Annotated in this window: 19 protein-coding genes; 8 read left to right on the top strand and 11 right to left on the bottom strand. The window is 58.3% G+C overall.

Annotation, left to right across the window (positions count from 1 at the left end; all coding sequences use genetic code 11):
• Nucleotides 1-68: 68 nt before the first annotated feature.
• Together ACIPIZ_RS02055 and ACIPIZ_RS02050 are read right to left on the bottom strand one after the other, a co-directional pair.
• Nucleotides 69-1133 carry an NAD(P)H-dependent flavin oxidoreductase gene (locus tag ACIPIZ_RS02055; protein WP_401163650.1) on the bottom strand — a complete coding sequence of 355 codons (1065 nt, stop codon included), beginning with the start codon at nucleotides 1131-1133 and terminating at the stop codon, nucleotides 69-71.
• Between the two features lie 98 nt (nucleotides 1134-1231).
• Nucleotides 1232-3679, bottom strand: a complete 2448-nt coding sequence (locus tag ACIPIZ_RS02050) for an autotransporter (RefSeq protein ID WP_401163648.1) — start codon at nucleotides 3677-3679, stop codon at nucleotides 1232-1234.
• Nucleotides 3680-3866: 187 nt separating this feature from the next.
• On the opposite strand from ACIPIZ_RS02050, the gene ACIPIZ_RS02045 reads away from it, so the two are divergent.
• Nucleotides 3867-4850, top strand: coding sequence for an MDR family oxidoreductase (locus tag ACIPIZ_RS02045; RefSeq protein ID WP_105706650.1), 984 nt, complete (start codon nucleotides 3867-3869; stop codon nucleotides 4848-4850).
• A gap of 48 nt (nucleotides 4851-4898) precedes the next feature.
• On the opposite strand, the gene ada is transcribed toward ACIPIZ_RS02045, so the two are convergent.
• The 5 genes from ada to ACIPIZ_RS02020 form a co-directional block, all read right to left on the bottom strand.
• Entirely contained in the window at nucleotides 4899-5966 is a 1068-nt protein-coding gene (ada, locus tag ACIPIZ_RS02040; protein ID WP_122661730.1) for a bifunctional DNA-binding transcriptional regulator/O6-methylguanine-DNA methyltransferase Ada, read from the bottom strand.
• Between the two features lie 72 nt (nucleotides 5967-6038).
• A complete protein-coding gene (gene alkB, locus ACIPIZ_RS02035; RefSeq protein WP_082355456.1) occupies nucleotides 6039-6719 on the bottom strand; it encodes a DNA oxidative demethylase AlkB in 681 nt (226 codons plus the stop codon).
• Between the two features lie 118 nt (nucleotides 6720-6837).
• A complete protein-coding gene (locus ACIPIZ_RS02030) occupies nucleotides 6838-7029 on the bottom strand; it encodes a hypothetical protein (protein WP_241091084.1) in 192 nt (63 codons plus the stop codon).
• Nucleotides 7030-7122: 93 nt separating this feature from the next.
• Nucleotides 7123-7296, bottom strand: coding sequence for a hypothetical protein (locus ACIPIZ_RS02025; protein ID WP_401163645.1), 174 nt, complete (start codon nucleotides 7294-7296; stop codon nucleotides 7123-7125).
• Between the two features lie 25 nt (nucleotides 7297-7321).
• Nucleotides 7322-7624 (bottom strand): DUF1883 domain-containing protein, encoded by a 303-nt coding sequence (locus ACIPIZ_RS02020; protein ID WP_016984992.1) that lies wholly within the window; start codon nucleotides 7622-7624, stop codon nucleotides 7322-7324.
• Nucleotides 7625-7834: 210 nt separating this feature from the next.
• Here ACIPIZ_RS02020 and ACIPIZ_RS02015 point away from each other — a divergent pair, with 210 nt between their 5' ends.
• Nucleotides 7835-8191 carry a hypothetical protein gene (locus ACIPIZ_RS02015; protein ID WP_401163643.1) on the top strand — a complete coding sequence of 119 codons (357 nt, stop codon included), beginning with the start codon at nucleotides 7835-7837 and terminating at the stop codon, nucleotides 8189-8191.
• A gap of 71 nt (nucleotides 8192-8262) precedes the next feature.
• Nucleotides 8263-8493, top strand: a complete 231-nt coding sequence (locus tag ACIPIZ_RS02010) for a hypothetical protein (RefSeq protein ID WP_064390226.1) — start codon at nucleotides 8263-8265, stop codon at nucleotides 8491-8493.
• A 3-nt stretch (nucleotides 8494-8496) separates the two neighbouring features.
• Here the strand turns inward: ACIPIZ_RS02010 and ACIPIZ_RS02005 are convergent, their stop codons facing one another.
• Complete coding sequence (locus ACIPIZ_RS02005; RefSeq protein ID WP_205895503.1) at nucleotides 8497-8778, bottom strand: hypothetical protein; 282 nt, start codon at nucleotides 8776-8778, stop codon at nucleotides 8497-8499.
• A 145-nt stretch (nucleotides 8779-8923) separates the two neighbouring features.
• A complete protein-coding gene (locus ACIPIZ_RS02000) occupies nucleotides 8924-9109 on the bottom strand; it encodes a hypothetical protein (protein WP_401163640.1) in 186 nt (61 codons plus the stop codon).
• A 257-nt stretch (nucleotides 9110-9366) separates the two neighbouring features.
• On the opposite strand from ACIPIZ_RS02000, the gene galU reads away from it, so the two are divergent.
• Both galU and gorA read left to right on the top strand, forming a co-directional pair.
• Complete coding sequence (galU, locus tag ACIPIZ_RS01995; RefSeq protein WP_053120371.1) at nucleotides 9367-10206, top strand: UTP--glucose-1-phosphate uridylyltransferase GalU; 840 nt, start codon at nucleotides 9367-9369, stop codon at nucleotides 10204-10206.
• A gap of 127 nt (nucleotides 10207-10333) precedes the next feature.
• Nucleotides 10334-11692: a glutathione-disulfide reductase gene (gorA, locus tag ACIPIZ_RS01990; protein ID WP_105706646.1), complete on the top strand. Its 1359-nt coding sequence runs from the start codon at nucleotides 10334-10336 to the stop codon at nucleotides 11690-11692.
• Here the strand turns inward: gorA and ACIPIZ_RS01985 are convergent.
• Nucleotides 11689-12705, bottom strand: coding sequence for a DNA-binding protein (locus tag ACIPIZ_RS01985; protein WP_105706645.1), 1017 nt, complete (start codon nucleotides 12703-12705; stop codon nucleotides 11689-11691). The genes gorA and ACIPIZ_RS01985 overlap by 4 nt on opposite strands.
• 177 nt (nucleotides 12706-12882) lie before the next feature.
• Between ACIPIZ_RS01985 and ACIPIZ_RS01980 the strand changes: the two genes are divergently transcribed.
• From ACIPIZ_RS01980 to ahpF, 3 genes are all read left to right on the top strand, one after another.
• Entirely contained in the window at nucleotides 12883-13821 is a 939-nt protein-coding gene (locus tag ACIPIZ_RS01980; RefSeq protein WP_064390222.1) for a site-specific integrase, read from the top strand.
• 137 nt (nucleotides 13822-13958) lie between these two features.
• Nucleotides 13959-14522, top strand: a complete 564-nt coding sequence (gene ahpC, locus ACIPIZ_RS01975) for an alkyl hydroperoxide reductase subunit C (protein WP_007912224.1) — start codon at nucleotides 13959-13961, stop codon at nucleotides 14520-14522.
• Between the two features lie 124 nt (nucleotides 14523-14646).
• Entirely contained in the window at nucleotides 14647-16209 is a 1563-nt protein-coding gene (gene ahpF / locus ACIPIZ_RS01970; protein ID WP_401163637.1) for an alkyl hydroperoxide reductase subunit F, read from the top strand.
• A gap of 267 nt (nucleotides 16210-16476) precedes the next feature.
• Here the strand turns inward: ahpF and gloA are convergent, their stop codons facing one another.
• Complete coding sequence (gene gloA / locus ACIPIZ_RS01965) at nucleotides 16477-16998, bottom strand: lactoylglutathione lyase (RefSeq protein ID WP_064390220.1); 522 nt, start codon at nucleotides 16996-16998, stop codon at nucleotides 16477-16479.
• Nucleotides 16999-17016: the final 18 nt, after the last annotated feature.

The following is a 17016-nucleotide window of genomic DNA, read 5'->3' as shown; positions in this document are numbered from 1 at the left end:
TGCCGCCAAACAGGAAGTGCTGATTAAAGCCAGAGTGGGGGGCGCTCGACTCCCCACTCAACTCGACATTACTGGCGTGTGAGTTTCGCCAGTGCGTCTTGTGCCAATTGCCGGGTCAATTGCGCGCTGTCCAAGTCCCGGCCCAAAGTGAATGCCTGACCGGCCCAGAGGTTGGCAAACTCTGCTTCGTTGATCGCTCTCAATGGCATCAACGCACCGCCGGCCAAGGGAAATGCCGGCGCCTTTGGCGACATCGGGCCGAGCTCACGCATGACCCGATTGAGAATGCCGCGCGCCGGACGTCCGGTGAAGAGATTGGTGATCGCGGTTTCGCTTTCCTTGGCCGTGCGCAGCGCCTTGTGGTGCGAGGCGCTGACTTTCGCTTCCGGTGTGAACAGATACGCGGTACCGACCTGTACCGCTGACGCCCCCAATACGAACGCTGCCGCCACGCCGCGAGCATCGGCAATGGCTCCGGCGGCAATCACCGGTACGTTCACCGCATCGACCACCTGAGGTACCAAGGCAAACGTACCGACCTGACTACTCAGGTCATCACTGAGAAACATGCCGCGATGGCCACCCGCCTCATACCCCATGGCAATGATCGCGTCGCAGCCGTTCTGTTCCAGCCAGATTGCTTCATCGACAGTGGTGGCCGAGGAAAGAATTTTTGCCCCGGTTGCCTTGACCCGATCGAGCAGGGATTGCTCTGGCAGACCGAAGTGGAAACTCACAACCTCAGGTCGAAATTCTTCCAGCACTTCGCACGCTGCCGCATCGAACGGCGCGCGATTGGACACCGGCGTCGCTGCGTCGAAATCGGCATGTAGTTCGCGGTAATACGGCTCCAGCAGATGCTTCCATTCACGGGCGCGTTGCTCATCCGCCGCCGGTGGCTGATGGCAGAAGAAGTTCACGTTAAAGGGCTTGTCGGTGTGTTGGCGGATGGTTTTCAGCTCGTCGCGCAATTGCTCGATGCTCAGCATTGCTGCGGGCATTGAACCCAAGCCACCGGCATTGCACACGGCGATAACCATGGACGAATTCGTCGCGCCGGCCATCGGGCCCTGGATGATCGGCAGTTCGATACCAAGCAGATCAAGAATGCGCGTGTCTGGCCATTGGCTCATGAAGGCTGTTCTCCGAACGGTGAAAGGCAGAGCCGGTTTTTTAACAGTAAAAGCGGATCAGCAGCCAGTGCGAAATTCAGAACAACCCATGCAGTTTTTCAGCGTCGGTGAAACCCGCCGCCACCGCCGCCAAACGAGTGGTTCATGAATTGCGAGGAGTTGTGGAAATTGTTGGTCCGTTGGTTGCCGAAGTTGCGCGCCGCAGAGTCGCGGTTGAGGTTCTGCAATTGCGCATTGTTGTTGATGGGGGCGCTGCGGGTCGCGCCGCCGCCAACCATCGACTGCCAGCCGTTGTCGGTCTTTTTATACACGTTGCCATCGTGGCCTGCGTAAACGTTGTCGCCAACACGTGCAGCGCCGCCGTTGCGTGCGCGAATGCCGCCATATTGGGTGGTGTTGCCAGTATTGGGGTTATACACGGCGCCACGATTGGCGGTGACCTGCGTGCCGTTGCGCGCATTGCCGGCGGTGACCCGTTCGCCGGCAATTGCGCCACCGTTCGGTCCGACCGCCACGCCACTGCGTCCAGCGGCGTAATTGCCGTTGTAGACATTGTGGACTGCGCCGCGTTGACCGGCAGCCGCGACGCCGGTGCGTGAGTTGTAGGAAGCGCCGACCTGTCCGGCCCAGCGATTGCCGGTCCAGGCGTTGTAACCGGCGCCGTAGCGGCTGACTGTGGCCCGGTCGCCCCACTGATGATAAATGTTGCCGGTGGTTCCGGCCCAGCCACCGGGCCCCCAGGCTACCGCGCCGCCGTGATAACCGTAAGCGGCGCCGCCCCAGGCCAAAGGTGCTGGATACAAGTGCGGCCCCCAGGCGTAGCCCCAGCCGTAATTGCCCCACCACGGATAGGCGCCCCAGCCCCAGCCCATCGCGACAGTGCTGCCGCCCCAGCTCCAGCCGAAGCCGAAACCGAAGGTCCAGCCGGTCCAGGGGGTATAGCGGATGGCGACACCAAAACCGTAGGTGACTGGCGGACCGTACCAGACACTGCCGACCCACGGCGTATAGGGATATCCGGTGCCGTAGACCACGACGCCTGTCGCAGGATCGAGGTTTGATCCCTGGTAGCCCGGCGTATAACCGACGACGACGGTATCGCCGCTGGACTCATAGACTTTGACGTAAGTGAGGTAATGCATCGGCGAGTTCGGCGGGATCGAATAGATCACCGCCGGCACCGAACTGGCCACGGTCCACGGGCCATTCACCATTGTTGCTGTGAACCAGACACCGTTTTCCACCGCCCACCAACTGTTGTTGTCGACCCGGATGATCGGCGTGGCGCTGTTGGCCACATACTGCAGCGGCGTACTGTCGATCGCCTTGAGTTGTGGTTCGCCGTCGAACTGTGGCGCAGTCATTTTCACCGCGCTTTTCTTGATTGCCGAGGTCTGTGGAATGGTTGCGGCAATCGCCGCTTCCTTGGCTTGAGGGGTGCCGGCAACGGAAGCCTTGACGTTCTCTTTCGCGCTGTCATCGGGGATGTTGGCGAAATCTGCCGGCAGCTTGTCTGCGGGGGCAAACGTCCACGGGCCGTTCATGTCACTGGCGCGAAACCAGCGACCGGAAATCAGCACGTAGCTGTTCTGGTCGCCGATCTCCTTGAAAATGTGCCCGGTGGTATTGCTCACGTACAACAGGCCTGTGCCTTGAATGGGCAGCCACTGCGGCGCGCCATCGGTGACCAGCAACTCGGTGGGCGTCGTGGCGACAACGATCCTCGGCTGTGGCGGCTTAGCGAGGCTGGGAATCTTGTCTTTCGGATCGCTCTGCCCGGTCAGCAGATCGACTTGTCGGCTCTTGATGGCGGCCTGCTTGGCTTTCTCCAGGTCGGCAGGCGGCGAGGGCAGGCGCGTGTAATCACCGTTCAACTGGTCAGCGACCATCCAGCCATCGAAGACATGCAGGTAGTGCTTGCCCTGTTCATCCTTCAACAATAACGGGCGAGTATTGATTACACGTTGCAGCGAGGTGCCTTCTACAGGGCGATACGCGGCGTCGCCATCGATATAGACGAGCAGTGCCGGAACCTCGGAACTGATGATGGTCGGCGGCGTGTTTTCCAGTGGTGCGCTGTCGGCTTTCCGTTCGGCCGAGAGCACGCCGACAGCAGCTTCCAGTTGATCGAGTGAAATGGTTTTCTTGCGGCTTTCGGCATCTTTTTGCAGCGCTGCGAGCCAGGTGTCGGCCTGACTGGCATCGGCCGGAAAATCTGCCTTGATGATTTTGTATTGATCGAGAGCGACCCAGCGTGTGGCCTTGTCGACCAGGGTGTGCGCGCTGAACCGGACGATGCCGTAAGTGGACTTGCCATCATTGCCGGTGGCTTCGACTGCCGCGCGGGCGTTGAGGGTGTAGCCATCCCAACTGTCGAGTTGTGGTTGATAGACCGTCAATCTGGCCTTGTCGCCGGTAATGACCTGCGGCCACGACGGCACCATTGGCGCGGCTTGCGGCTGCGTAGCGTTGGGGGCCGCCCACGCGTTGCCGAAGGCCGGCAGGCAGAGGATCAACATCACGAACAACGAACGCGGGCAAGACATCGTCAGCTCCATCGACAGGCCGGTCTCAAAACAAATGACGGCGAAATTACGACCGTCGAAAAAGCATAGCCGCCCGCCATGGAAATACCTGGCGGATTCATGGATTGGCGGAAAGTCGAGTGTGGCAACGTGTTGCGATGTGGTATTTCAAGGGGCGAGATCTTGAAACCAGCCAAGAGAGGCCGTCATGTTCAACGCCATTCTGATCGACAAAGACGACAGCGGTTATCGCGCCAACCTGCAACAGGTCAACGATGATCAATTGCCCGAAGGCGATGTTACCGTGCGCATCGCTTACAGCACGCTGAATTTCAAGGATGGCTTGGCAATTACGGGCAGCAGCCCGGTGGTGCGAAAGTTTCCGATGGTGCCGGGGATCGACCTGGCGGGGACTGTCGAAGCCAGTTCCCACGCCGACTATAAAGTCGCCGATCAGGTGCTGCTCAATGGCTGGGGTGTCGGCGAAAATCACTGGGGCGGTCTGGCGCAGAAGGCGCGGCTCAATGGCGATTGGTTGATCCCATTGCCCAAAGCTTTTACTGCGGCGCAAGCCATGGCCATTGGTACGGCCGGTTATACGGCGATGCTGTGCATTCTGGCGCTTGAGCGCAACGGCGTGACGCCAGAGCAGGGTGAAGTGTTGGTAACGGGGGCCAATGGCGGTGTTGGCAGTTTTGCCATCGCACTGCTGAATAAACTTGGCTATCGAATTGTCGCGTCTACCGGGCGCGTCTCCGAGCACGAGTATCTCAAGCAACTGGGCGCCGGCGAAATCATCGATCGTGCAACGTTGTCAGCGCCTGGCAAGCCCTTGGCCAAGGAACGCTGGGCAGCGGTGATCGATTCGGTCGGCAGTCACACCTTGGCCAATGCCTGCGCCAGCACTCGCTCCGAAGGCACCGTCGCCGCTTGTGGTCTGGCGCAAGGCATGGATTTCCCGGCTTCGGTGGCGCCGTTCATTTTGCGTGGCGTGACCCTGGCCGGTATCAACAGCGTGACGCAACCCAAGGCACGCCGTGTGCAAGCATGGGAGCGTTTGGCCAGGGATCTGGATTTCTCCTTGCTGGCATTGATCAGTCATGAAATCGGCCTGAGTGAGGCCATTGACGTAGCGCCGAAGTTACTCGCCGGACAGCTTCGCGGGCGGGTTGTGGTGGACGTCAATCGCTGACCCTGTAAGCGTCGGCCCCGAGTCAGTAGCGCTCTACATCGGCGTCCATCAGGCCAGCGTCTCGCGCTCAAGCAACTGGCGTTTGCGTTCGACGCCCCAGCGATAACCCGAGAGATTGCCATCGCTGCGCACGACACGATGGCACGGGATCGCTACTGCCAGACGATTGGCGCCGCAAGCCTGGGCTACGGCGCGCATGGAAGTGGGGGCGCCGATGCGTTGGGCAATGTCAGCGTAACTGGCCGTGCTGCCTGCCGGGATTTCGCGCAACGCTTGCCAGACGCGTTCCTGAAAAGCCGTGCCTCTGACGTCCAGGGGCAAATCCAGGCCAATCGCCGGCGCTTCTATAAATCCCACGACCTTGGCGATCAGTTGCTCAAAGCCGCTATCGGCACCGATCAGGTTGGCTTTGCGAAATTGATCCTGCAGATCACAGACCAGTTGGTGCGGGTCGTCACCCAACAGAATCGCGCAGACGCCACGTTGGCTTTGCGCCACCAGAATCGCCCCGAGCGAGCATTGCCCAACGGCAAAACGAATGTCGTTGTTCTGCCCGGCCGCGCGGAAATCGCCGGGCTTCATGCCTAGCACTTGATCGGCTGATTCATAGAAACGGCTGTTGGAGTTGAAACCGGCATCGTACAGCGCGTCGGTGACCGAACCACCGTCTGCCAGGCGCTCCCGCACCCGACGCGAACGATGGGCGGCGGCATAGCCTTTTGGGGTCAGGCCGGTAGCGGCTTTGAAAACCCGATGAAAATGGAAAGGGCTCAAGCCGGCGGTCTCGGCAAGTTCATTCAGCGCCGGAGGCGTGTCGGCGACTTCAATCTGCCGACAGGCTGTCGCCACTGTGGCGGCATGTTGAGCGCTGACGTCGGTTCGGTCCTTGCTGGCGCGTTTGCTCGGCCGATAGCCTGCCGCTTCGGCCTGCTCGGCGTTCTCGAAAAATTCGACATTCTGCGGTTTCGGCAACCGCGCAAGGCTGCTCGGGCGGCAATAGATGCCGGTGGTTTTCACCGCATAGACAAACAGCCCGTCTGCTCGTGGATCACGCGCAACCACGGCGATCCAGCGTGGATCGGTTTCGATGTCGAGAGGAGGTGCAAGCGTTTTCATGTGGGTTGATCCGTTGACCTGTTTGATTCAGGTTAACCAGAGCCAGCAAGCGCAACACTCCGGGCCTTGCGGTCAAATTTTGGCTGTTTCGCCCGCTACGCGAAAGGTCAGGTTGATCCGTTGTTCACCCAGACGTGAATGGTGACCGTGCTTGATCGGCAAGACGCCATGAAAGCGCAGCCGATCAACGCCGCCCCAGATCACCATGTCGCCATGCAACAGCGCGATCCGTTGGCTTTTGTCACTGCGATTGAAACCACCGAACAGAAACATTGCCGGTAACCCGAGTGACAGCGAAACAATCGGTGCCGCGTAGGATTTTTCGTCTTTGTCCTGATGCAATGACATCTTGGCGCCGGGAACATATTGGTTGATCAGGCAGGAATCTGCCGTGAAATCTGCAAACCCCGCTCGCGCTGCCGCCGAATGTGCCAGATCGGCAAACACCGCTGGCATCGAGGGCCATGGCAAGCCGCTGAGCGGATCGGCGCTGGAATAGCGATAACCGCTGCGATCGGTGATCCAGCCCAATGCTCCGCAACTGCTGGTGCCCACCGACATGCTGAAGCCGCCGGGCGTAAGCATGTGCCGCAAAGGGGCCGCAAGTAGAATCCCGTCCAGCTCCTTCAGCAGTTGATCGATGACCGGCAGGGCAAAACCGCGAAGCAGCCATGACTGTTCGCCAATTTGTTCGGCGCGTGGATGCTGTTCGGGTTCGTGGTCGGCGAACAAATCGAAATTGCTCGGTTGCATGAAGGTCATGACGCGTCGTGAAGGTGATACCTAGGGTATGCCGTTTCCACTGTGCAGGCGAATGACACCGTGACGTACGGTCACCCGAAACGCGAGGGCAACGCGCAAGACAGGCGTGCTACTGGTGTTGGCAGGGGCAGCGCAAGTATGTGTACTCGCCACGACCGAAACCGTGGCGGGCCATGATCACCTGCGCGCAAAACGGTTCGGTCTGCAGCAGCGAACGGAGGATCGCACCGCCGCCCTGATCCAGTCGCTGCACAAGGCTTGCCCTGTCGAGCGATTCCAGCCGGGAAGATGACATCGACATGCTGACTCCTTGACTCATGGCCGAAGAACGTCAGTCCAGGCAGGGCCCTGCCGCAGAACACTCCACCGCTTGCGGTGAAATTCCTGTCGATGCTTACAGCGCTTTGCTGACGGCGATGTCGCTGATCAAGTCTTTCTGGTCATGAAGCTTGTCCAGTTCAGCCTTGGCTTCCTCTTCAGTGCCGTTTTCCAACTGAGCGAACTCAAAACGGCGTTCACCGTTGAGTTTGTATTTAATGACGTACTTGGTCGTTTGGGCCACGGTCATGCTTTCCTTGTTTGGGCAGAGCGTTTCAGCTGAGTTTGGTGCTGGAGCGGCGGATGATCTTGATCGAGTGGGTCAGGGTCGGTTTGCGGGTGACGCTGATCGGCCGACGGTTGACGGTGTCGATGGTAATGTTCCAGAAACCGGTGCTCGGCGCTGTGATTCGGGCCGGGAAGGTGTCAAAGGCGCCGCCGTGATAGGTATGACGACCGCCGTTTTTGAAGCTACGGAAGTTGGCGTCGTTCATCAGACGGATGTTGCACATTTGCGAGCATTGGATGACGACGATGTCGTCTTCATTGAGGTGCTCGCGCTGGTGAATAAATTTCATGGGCGCCTCCAGAAGGGCTTTTTCTACAAAATCAAAACGATAGCTTGTCGATGAGCGCAGTTTATCAGCCCGCACGGGTTATTATCTGGCCGTCGGGCGTTGGTTTGACAATTTTGAACAGATATTCGCAGTCGGATGCGGGTTAAATGCAGAAGGCCCCGGAGAAAAACGGCATTTGTGCTGTCGGACGGTCTTTAACGGAGGTTTTGTATGAAGTGGGGTGTGGTGTGTGTGCCGTTGGTTTTGGCTATGGCTGGTTGTGCGAATGTTTCCGAAATCAATGAAACATTGCCGACCATGAGCGTGATCTCCGGCAAGAAGCCCCATGAATATGCTCAGTGCCTGGCAGAAAAACTCGCGGACAGCCGTGGCGCATTGCAGGTGCAACCGCACAAGGATGGCGTTCAAGTGATCGTTCCGGGGAAATTGTCCTCAGGCCCTGCCGCCATATTTGATATCGAAGACCGCTCCGGCGGCAGCAGCATCAAATTGCATGAACGCATGTCGAATGTGCCGGTACGTCCCCGCGACGTGCAAAAGGCGGCCAATGCGTGTATTTCCGGCTGATAGACTGACAGTCATCAGCACCAATGCCGTCGCAGTCTTGCTGTGACGGCATTTTCATTTCTGGAGTCGCGATGAAGCGAGAGCAAGTACGGGAACGCCACGCAGAGGGCCTGATCTCTGCCACCCATGTTATCCAGAACCCGGCGAATCCGGGCGAGTGGATCGTGTTTTTCAAGAAAAGCGCCGGGCGCAGTTATTTCCTGGTGGATGACAACGATGAGGTCGAATCTTTCGGCCGGCTCGACGATTTGATCGAAGTGGTGCGCGGCCTCGGGATCAAGTTCGCCGAAATTCACATGTAAGGCTCACTTGCAGACCACCACCACACTGCGGTTTTTGTAGTTGCCGACGTCGACACCCAAGGTCTTTTCGCTTTCCTTGGGTTGAGGCGTGCCGTCAGTGCCAACGATGCGATAACCGGTGCCCGCGCAAGAAGCATCCGCTTTTTCGTAGCAGGTGGCCCAGGAATTGGCCTCACCGGAGCAATCGATGGACAGGCCCTGTTCGCCATTATTCAGATACGTGGTTTCGGACGTGGCGCAGCCGCTCAGCGTCAATACCGCAAGAAGGGGCAGCAATCTGTTCATATTCATGGTTATGTCGTCTTCAGCATGGGGGTCTAGACGCTCTGACAGCGCCGGTGTGAAAAGGTTATAGCGATTGGCCACTTGTTTGCACGCGGGTACAAAAAAGCCCTGCGCAAGGGCAGGGCTTGGGGCATGTTGCAGTCGATCAGTCCTGATCTTTGCCACGACGCTTTGCCGATGCAGGCGTGTCGGTGAACACCGACGCCACATCAGTCGCCATCTGCTCGCTGTCGAAGGGACCGGCGATCTGTTCGCCGTTGGTCGTGGTCAGCGTCCACTTGCCGTCCTTCTTGTCGATCACATACCCGTTGACGATTTTTACCGCGGCCATCTATCTGTCTCGTTCGCTGGTTCAAAGGCGCCATGATACCGGCAAATGCTCGCATTGGGGGCGATGCGCGTATGGTGGTCGAGTTGATCGGCATCTTTGGGCTAAGCTGAGTGCGCTGCCTGAAGACGTCAACGGAACTATCGGCGAGAATATTTCTCTATGATGGCATCGGTTAGCCAGTGCGGGGCATTGTAAGGTGCACGCCGCCTGATTAGACTGCGCCGAAACTCGTACACACCGCCTTTTCAAGGACTTATATGATCAAGAAATGCTTGTTCCCAGCAGCCGGTTACGGTACTCGCTTCCTGCCAGCGACTAAAGCCATGCCCAAAGAAATGCTGCCGGTGGTAAACAAGCCACTGATCCAGTACGGCGTTGAAGAAGCTCTGGATGCTGGCCTGACGGAAATCTCCATCGTCACCGGTCGTGGCAAGCGCGCTCTGGAAGACCACTTCGACATCAGCTACGAGTTGGAAAACCAGATCAAAGGCACCGACAAAGAGAAATATCTGGTCGGTATCCGCAAACTGCTCGACGAGTGCTCGTTCTCCTACACCCGTCAGACCGAAATGAAAGGTCTGGGCCACGCGATCCTGACCGGTCGCCCGCTGATCGGTGACGAACCGTTCGCCGTGGTCCTGGCGGACGACCTGTGCGTCAACCTCGACGGCGACGGCGTACTGACCCAGATGGTCAAGCTGTACAAACAGTTCCGCTGCTCGATCATCGCCATCCAGGAAGTCGATCCGCAGGAAACCAGCAAGTACGGCGTGATTGCCGGCGAGATGATCCGCGACGACATCTATCGCGTGCACAGCATGGTCGAGAAGCCAAAGCCGGAAGACGCGCCGTCGAACCTGGCAATCATCGGTCGTTACATCCTGACCCCGGACATCTTCGACCTGATCGAACAAACCGAGCCAGGCAAGGGCGGCGAAATCCAGATCACCGATGCGCTGATGAAACAAGCCCAGAACGGCTGCGTCATGGCCTACAAGTTCAAAGGCAAGCGTTTCGACTGCGGTGGCGCTGAAGGCTACATCGAAGCGACCAACTTCTGCTTCGAGAACTTCTACAAGACTGGCAAGGCTTACTAAGAGCGCTTGATTTGTCTGTAAGAAAAACCCGCTTCGGCGGGTTTTTTCATTTTGCGCCCCATATGATTGGCAGTGCTTGCCCAACGAGCATCTGCAGGTATGCTGATCCCCTGCCGAGGAGATAGAAATGGCCTACGATTTTGACCTTTATGTGATTGGTGCCGGTTCCGGCGGTGTGCGCGCTGCGCGTTTTGCGGCCGGGTTCGGTGCGAAAGTGGCGGTGGCGGAGAGCCGTTATCTGGGCGGGACCTGTGTCAACGTTGGCTGCGTGCCGAAAAAGCTGCTGGTGTACGGCGCGCATTTCGCCGAAGACTTTGAGCAGGCATCCGGTTTTGGCTGGAGTCTGGGTGAGGCGAATTTCGACTGGGCGACCCTGATCGCCAACAAGGATCGCGAGATCAATCGCCTCAACGGCATTTATCGCAATCTTCTGGTCAACAGCGGTGTGACCCTGCACGAGGCGCACGCGAAGATCGTTGGCCCGCACGAGGTTGAAGTGAACGGCCAGCGCTACACCGCGAAAAACATTCTGATCGCGACCGGTGGCTGGCCGCAGATTCCGGAGATTCCGGGGCGCGAGCATGCGATCGGTTCCAATGAGGCGTTTTTCCTTAAGGAGCTGCCAAAGCGTGTATTGGTGGTTGGCGGCGGTTACATCGCCGTTGAGTTCGCCGGGATTTTCCATGGCCTCGGCGCAAACACTACGCTGTTGTATCGCGGCGATCTGTTCCTGCGCGGTTTCGACGGTTCGGTACGCAAGCATTTGCAGGAAGAGCTGACCAAGCGTGGTCTGGATCTGCAATTCAATGCTGACATCGCGCGTATCGACAAGCAGGCTGACGGTAGTTTGAAAGCCACGCTTAAAGATGGTCGCGAGCTGGAAGCGGATTGCATTTTCTATGCAACCGGCCGGCGTCCGATGCTGGACAATCTTGGTCTGGAAAACACCGATGTGCAGCTCACCGACAAAGGCTTCATCAAAGTCGACGAGCAGTACCAGACCAGCGAGCCATCGATTCTGGCGCTGGGCGATGTCATTGGTCGTGTGCAACTGACGCCAGTGGCATTGGCTGAAGGCATGGCCGTGGCGCGTCGTCTGTTCAAACCTGAGCAATACCGTCCGGTGGATTACAAGATGATCCCGACTGCAGTGTTCAGCCTGCCGAACATCGGCACGGTCGGTTTGACCGAGGAAGAAGCGCGCGAGGCGGGCCACGATGTGGTGATCTTTGAAAGCCGTTTCCGACCGATGAAGCTGACCCTGACCGAGTGCCAGGAGAAAACCCTGATGAAGCTGGTGGTCGATGGCAAGACCGACAAAGTCCTCGGCTGTCACATGGTCGGCCCGGACGCTGGCGAGATCGTTCAGGGTTTGGCGATTGCCTTGAAGGCTGGCGCGACCAAACGCGACTTCGACGACACGATCGGGGTGCACCCGACGGCCGCCGAAGAGTTTGTCACCATGCGTACGCCGGTCGGCGCTTAAGCGTCTTTCGCTTTGCTGGTGTCTGGCGCTGCTGCAACGGTAGCTGCCAGGCGCTGGCTTTCCTCCAGGCTCGTCTGAGCCTTATTCAATTCCTTTTCCAATGACTGGTTGAGCAGTGTCTGCTCCTCGACGCTCTGTTTGAGTGCCTGGCTTTCCAGTGTCGCAACGCGCAGGCGTTCCTGGAGGAGGGTGCGTTCGCTGTCAACGCGGGCCGCTTGCTCCAGCAGTTGATCCTGACGCTGATTGCTCTGTTTGAGCTGATCCTGCATCAGGCTCAGCTCACGCTGCGTGCCACGGTTTTCCGTGAGCAGGCGTTCGTTGTCGCGGTGCAGTTGCGTGATCTCATCCTGACGGATCAGCGCACTTTGCTGCGCCTGACGCAGTTCGGCCTGAATCTGCTGCACTTGCGCTTCGTGACGGCTCTGTTCCTGCTCGCGCTGTTCTTTGGTGGCGTTGCGGTAGTGCTCCAGTGCGTCACGGGCGTGCAGGTGTTTTTCTTCCAGCGAACGGATCTGCTCGTCCTTGTCTTGCAGGCGCAACTCAAAATCGGCCAGCGCCTGATTCAGGCCCGCGTTGCGGGTCTGTTCGGTTTGCAGCATCGAGCGCGTGTTGCCAAGCGCTTCGGACTCGCGCTCCAGCGCGGCGCCTTGAATGTCGTGTTCTTGCTCGAGCTTTTCCAGAGCCTGGCGGGTCTGTTTCAGCTCCGACTCCAGCGCCTCGCGCTGCTCCTCGAACTGCTCGCGAGCCTGCTCGATAGGCTCTTGTGCCTGTTCTTTGAGGCGTTGGGCGAGGCGCGAGACGAGGGCGCTCAACTCGTCATCGATGGGCTCTGACGACGCTTCAACGGGCTGTGCGCCGTCGTCCAGCTCTTTCAGGTAACGATGGATCGTGGTTTTCGAGCCGGTGTTGCCCATTTCAATGCGTACTGCATCGATGCTCGGGTGTTCGCCACGGGCGAGGATCGCTGTGCGCGCGATCTGCACCAGTGCTTTGGTAATGCCGCCACGGGCCATGTGAACTCCTACGGTTACGTACTGTGGTACATGCCACTAAAGTACGCAGTGTACCATCCAGAAAATAAAGGTAAACCTTTGATAAAAAAGACGCGGGATATACTGGTATTACCCAGTGTCAGGCGGCAAAATGCGTTTCTGCATCCCAGTCTCAGTACGCCAGCGAGAAAACAGCCCATGAGCGATCTGGATCGCTATCTGCAAGCCGCCACGCGCGATAACACCCGCCGCAGCTATCGCGCAGCCATTGAACATTTTGAAGTGAAGTGGGGCGGGTTTCTGCCGGCCACGGCTGACAGCGTGGCGCGATATCTGGTGGCTCACGCCGGCGAGCTGTCGATCAATACGTTGAAGCTGCGTCTGTCAGCGCTGGCGCAATGGCATAACAGTCAGGGCTTTGCCGATCCGACCAAAGCGCCGGTGGTGCGCAAAGTCTTCAAAGGCATCCGGGCATTGCATCCGGCGCAGGAGAAACAGGCCGAGCCGTTGCAGCTGCAGGATCTGCAGCGCGTCATCGATTGGCTGGAGCACGAGGCGCAAACTGCGAGAGAGCAGCAGGATCGGCCGTTACTGCTCAAGGCCTATCGTGATCGCGCACTGATTCTGCTGGGATTCTGGCGCGGCTTCCGCAGCGATGAACTATGTCGCTTGCAAATCGAGCACGTGCAGGCACACGCCGGCAAAGGCATCACCTTGTACCTGCCACGCAGCAAGGGCGATCGGGAAAATCTCGGCCAGACCTATCAAGCCCCGGCGCTGCTCAAGCTCTGCCCGGTACAGGCTTACATCGACTGGATCACCGAAGCCGCGCTGGTGCGTGGCCCGGTTTTTCGCAGCATCGACCGCTGGGGCAATCTCAACGAAGAAGGTCTGCATGCCAACAGCATCATTCCTCTGCTGCGTCAGGCTTTGCAGCGCGCCGGCATTGCTGCCGAAAACTACACCAGCCATTCCCTGCGTCGAGGCTTCGCAACTTGGGCCCATCAAAGCGGCTGGGATCTGAAATCCCTGATGAGTTACGTCGGTTGGAAGGATATGAAGTCCGCGATGCGCTATGTTGAAGCCAGCCCATTCCAGGGGATGGCTCGGATTACGGATAACCCGGCTTCGTCGTAGATATCGTTTTCTTCTATTAATACAGTCAGCTAATAGCGAAAACAAATCAGCAGCATCAGGTTTGCCAATGAGCCATCCGTCGAGTGAGTGGGTAGGATTCACCCATCGAATTCACAACCACTGACGGAGAGTCATCAATGCCTATCATCAACAGCCAAGTAAAACCGTTCAAAGCTACCGCGTTCAAAAACGGCGACTTCGTTCAAGTCTCGGACGCTGACCTGAAAGGCAAGTGGTCGGTCGTGTTCTTCTACCCAGCCGACTTCACCTTCGTTTGCCCAACCGAGCTGGAAGACCTGGCTGACAACTACGCTGCTTTCCAGAAACTGGGCGTAGAGATCTACAGCGTTTCCACCGACACCCACTTTGCCCACGCTGCCTGGCACAACACTTCGCCAGCCATCGGCAAAATCGAATACACCATGATCGGCGATCCGACCCACGCCATCTCCCGCAACTTCGACGTACTGATCGAAGAAGTTGGCCTGGCTGACCGTGGCACTTTCGTGATCAACCCTGAAGGCCAGATCAAAATCGTTGAACTGAACGATGGCGGCGTTGGCCGTGACGCTTCCGAGCTGCTGCGCAAGATCAAGGCTGCTCAGTACGTTGCTGCTCACCCAGGCGAAGTTTGCCCAGCCAAGTGGAAAGAAGGCGAGGCCACTCTGGCACCGTCCCTGGACCTGGTCGGCAAGATCTAAGTCTGTGACACGCAACTCAGGGCGGTACGCCGCACCTTCTTAAGTACGCTGCACCGCCCAATAAAAATGCCCGGGCGAGATTCGCTCGGGCTTTTTTTCGCCTCAAATAAAGGAAATCGCCCGTATGTTGGACGCCAATCTTAAAGCCCAGTTGAAATCGTACCTGGAACGGGTCACCCAGCCGATCGAGATCGTTGCTTCCCTCGACGACGGTGCGAAATCCCGTGAAATGCTCGAACTGCTGAAAGACGTTGCCAGTCTTTCGAGCCAGATTACCTTGATCGACAGCGGTGACGACGCGCGCAAGCCATCGTTCTCGATCAACCGCCCGGGCGCCGACATCAGTCTGCGTTTCGCCGGCATCCCGATGGGCCACGAATTCACTTCGCTGGTACTGGCCTTGCTGCAAGTCGGCGGCCACCCTTCGAAAGCCAGTGTTGAAGTGATCGAGCAGATCCGTTCGCTCAAAGGCCAGTTCAGCTTCGAGACTTACTTCTCGCTGTCCTGCCAGAACTGCCCGGACGTGGTCCAGGCGCTGAACCTGATGGCCGTGCTCAACCCGAGTATCCGCCACGTCGCCATCGATGGCGCGCTGTTCCAGGACGAAGTCAATGATCGCAAGATCATGGCTGTGCCGAGCATCTACCTCAATGGTGAAAACTTCGGTCAGGGCCGCATGGGGCTGGAAGAAATTCTCGCCAAACTCGACACCGGCGCCATCGAGCGTCAGGCCGAGAAAATCAGCGCAAAAGAAGCCTTTGACGTATTGGTGGTCGGCGGTGGGCCCGCCGGTGCTTCGGCAGCGATCTATGCCGCCCGTAAAGGCATCCGCACCGGTGTAGCAGCTGAGCGTTTCGGCGGTCAGGTGCTGGACACCATGGCCATCGAGAACTTCATTTCCGTGCAGGAAACCGAAGGGCCGAAACTGGCCACGGCGCTGGAAGAACACGTCAAGCAATACGACGTCGACATCATGAACCTGCAGCGCGCCGACAAGCTGATCCCTGGCAAGAACGGCGAATTGCATGAAGTGCGCTTCGCCAGCGGCGCAACCCTCAAAGCCAAGAGCGTGATCCTGGCGACCGGTGCGCGCTGGCGTGAAATGAACGTGCCGGGCGAGCAGGACTACCGCAACAAAGGCGTGGCGTACTGCCCGCACTGCGATGGCCCGCTGTTCAAAGGCAAGCGCGTGGCGGTGATCGGCGGCGGTAACTCCGGCGTTGAAGCGGCCATCGACCTGGCCGGTATTGTGTCCCACGTAACCCTGCTGGAGTTCGACGTGCAGTTGCGTGCTGACGCCGTGCTGCAACGTAAGCTGCACAGCCTGCCGAACGTCACCGTGATCACCAGTGCGCAAACCACTGAAGTCACCGGTAATGGCGAGAAGGTCAACGGCCTGCGCTATAAGGATCGCAATACTGATGAGCTGCGCACGGTCGAGCTGGAAGGGATTTTCGTGCAGATCGGTTTGCTGCCGAACACTGACTGGCTGAAGGGCACTATCGAGCTGTCGCCGCGTGGCGAGATCATTGTCGATAACCGTGGCGAGACTTCGATCCCGGGGATCTTCGCTGCCGGTGACGTGACGACTGTGCCATACAAGCAGATCGTGATTGCGGTGGGCGAGGGCGCCAAGGCTTCGTTGAGTGCTTTTGATCACTTGATCCGCACGTCGGCCCCGGCTTAAACGTCCGGCCAGAAATGAAAAACCCGTGAGTGATCACGGGTTTTTTATTGCGTGTGAAACGTTGCCCCTCACCCCAGCCCTCTCCCGAGGGAGAGGGAGCCAACCGAGGGGGCTGGCGTTTTCCATCGACCTGAATGACCGAGTCGATTATGGATTCGGTAAAGATCTTTCACGTCGGCGGAATTCTTGAATATCCCCCAATCAGCTCCCTCTCCCTATGGGCGGTCCGACGTTTCGGGAGGGTTAGGCTGAGGGGCTTTTCAGCTTTTACAGCGGCGCAGGCTGAATGATCTCGACCCAGTAACCATCCGGATCCTTGATGAACGCCAGGCTTTTCATGCGGCCATCGCTCAGGCGCTTCTGGAAATCACAGCCCAGCTCTTCAAAGCGTGCACACGCAGCAACGATATCCGGTACCGAAATGCAGATGTGGCCAAAACCACGTGGATCGGTATTACCGTTGTGATAAGCGAAGTCCGCGTCGTTCTCGGTGCCGTGGTTGTGCGTCAGTTCGAGAATGCCCGGGATCGATTTCATCCACTGGGTACGTGCAGCGGCGTCGGCCGGGATCTGCGCCTTGTCGACCAGTGCGAGGAAGTACAGGCTGAACTCGGCTTCGGCGAAGTCACGTTTTTCGACCAGCGAGAAACCCAGCACGCGAGTATAGAAGTCCAGGGATTTGGTGATGTCCTTCACGCGCAACATGGTGTGGTTGAAGACAAAGTGTTGGGTTGCGCTGTCTGGTGTGGCGGTGACGCCGGGAAAGGTGTTCAGTTCGTGCAGGCTCATGGGCCCTCCAATAACTAT

The sequence above is a fragment of the Pseudomonas sp. NPDC087690 genome (assembly GCF_044743175.1).
GTDB lineage: Bacteria > Pseudomonadota > Gammaproteobacteria > Pseudomonadales > Pseudomonadaceae > Aquipseudomonas.
Note: the sequence above shows the minus strand (reverse complement) of the source record. Positions and strands in the feature narration are given on the sequence as shown.

Excerpts from the sequence above, each read along its gene's own strand:
- ACIPIZ_RS02055 (WP_401163650.1), bottom strand. The coding sequence starts at position 1,133 with ATGAGCCAATGGCCAGACACGCGCATTCTTGATCTGCTTGGTATCGAA.
- ACIPIZ_RS02050 (WP_401163648.1), bottom strand. The coding sequence starts at position 3,679 with ATGTCTTGCCCGCGTTCGTTGTTCGTGATGTTGATCCTCTGCCTGCCG.
- ACIPIZ_RS02045 (WP_105706650.1), top strand. The coding sequence starts at position 3,867 with ATGTTCAACGCCATTCTGATCGACAAAGACGACAGCGGTTATCGCGCC.
- ada (WP_122661730.1), bottom strand. The coding sequence starts at position 5,966 with ATGAAAACGCTTGCACCTCCTCTCGACATCGAAACCGATCCACGCTGG.
- alkB (WP_082355456.1), bottom strand. The coding sequence starts at position 6,719 with ATGCAACCGAGCAATTTCGATTTGTTCGCCGACCACGAACCCGAACAG.
- ACIPIZ_RS02030 (WP_241091084.1), bottom strand. The coding sequence starts at position 7,029 with ATGTCGATGTCATCTTCCCGGCTGGAATCGCTCGACAGGGCAAGCCTT.
- ACIPIZ_RS02025 (WP_401163645.1), bottom strand. The coding sequence starts at position 7,296 with ATGACCGTGGCCCAAACGACCAAGTACGTCATTAAATACAAACTCAAC.
- ACIPIZ_RS02020 (WP_016984992.1), bottom strand. The coding sequence starts at position 7,624 with ATGAAATTTATTCACCAGCGCGAGCACCTCAATGAAGACGACATCGTC.
- ACIPIZ_RS02015 (WP_401163643.1), top strand. The coding sequence starts at position 7,835 with ATGAAGTGGGGTGTGGTGTGTGTGCCGTTGGTTTTGGCTATGGCTGGT.
- ACIPIZ_RS02010 (WP_064390226.1), top strand. The coding sequence starts at position 8,263 with ATGAAGCGAGAGCAAGTACGGGAACGCCACGCAGAGGGCCTGATCTCT.
- ACIPIZ_RS02005 (WP_205895503.1), bottom strand. The coding sequence starts at position 8,778 with ATGAACAGATTGCTGCCCCTTCTTGCGGTATTGACGCTGAGCGGCTGC.
- ACIPIZ_RS02000 (WP_401163640.1), bottom strand. The coding sequence starts at position 9,109 with ATGGCCGCGGTAAAAATCGTCAACGGGTATGTGATCGACAAGAAGGAC.
- galU (WP_053120371.1), top strand. The coding sequence starts at position 9,367 with ATGATCAAGAAATGCTTGTTCCCAGCAGCCGGTTACGGTACTCGCTTC.
- gorA (WP_105706646.1), top strand. The coding sequence starts at position 10,334 with ATGGCCTACGATTTTGACCTTTATGTGATTGGTGCCGGTTCCGGCGGT.
- ACIPIZ_RS01985 (WP_105706645.1), bottom strand. The coding sequence starts at position 12,705 with ATGGCCCGTGGCGGCATTACCAAAGCACTGGTGCAGATCGCGCGCACA.
- ACIPIZ_RS01980 (WP_064390222.1), top strand. The coding sequence starts at position 12,883 with ATGAGCGATCTGGATCGCTATCTGCAAGCCGCCACGCGCGATAACACC.
- ahpC (WP_007912224.1), top strand. The coding sequence starts at position 13,959 with ATGCCTATCATCAACAGCCAAGTAAAACCGTTCAAAGCTACCGCGTTC.
- ahpF (WP_401163637.1), top strand. The coding sequence starts at position 14,647 with ATGTTGGACGCCAATCTTAAAGCCCAGTTGAAATCGTACCTGGAACGG.
- gloA (WP_064390220.1), bottom strand. The coding sequence starts at position 16,998 with ATGAGCCTGCACGAACTGAACACCTTTCCCGGCGTCACCGCCACACCA.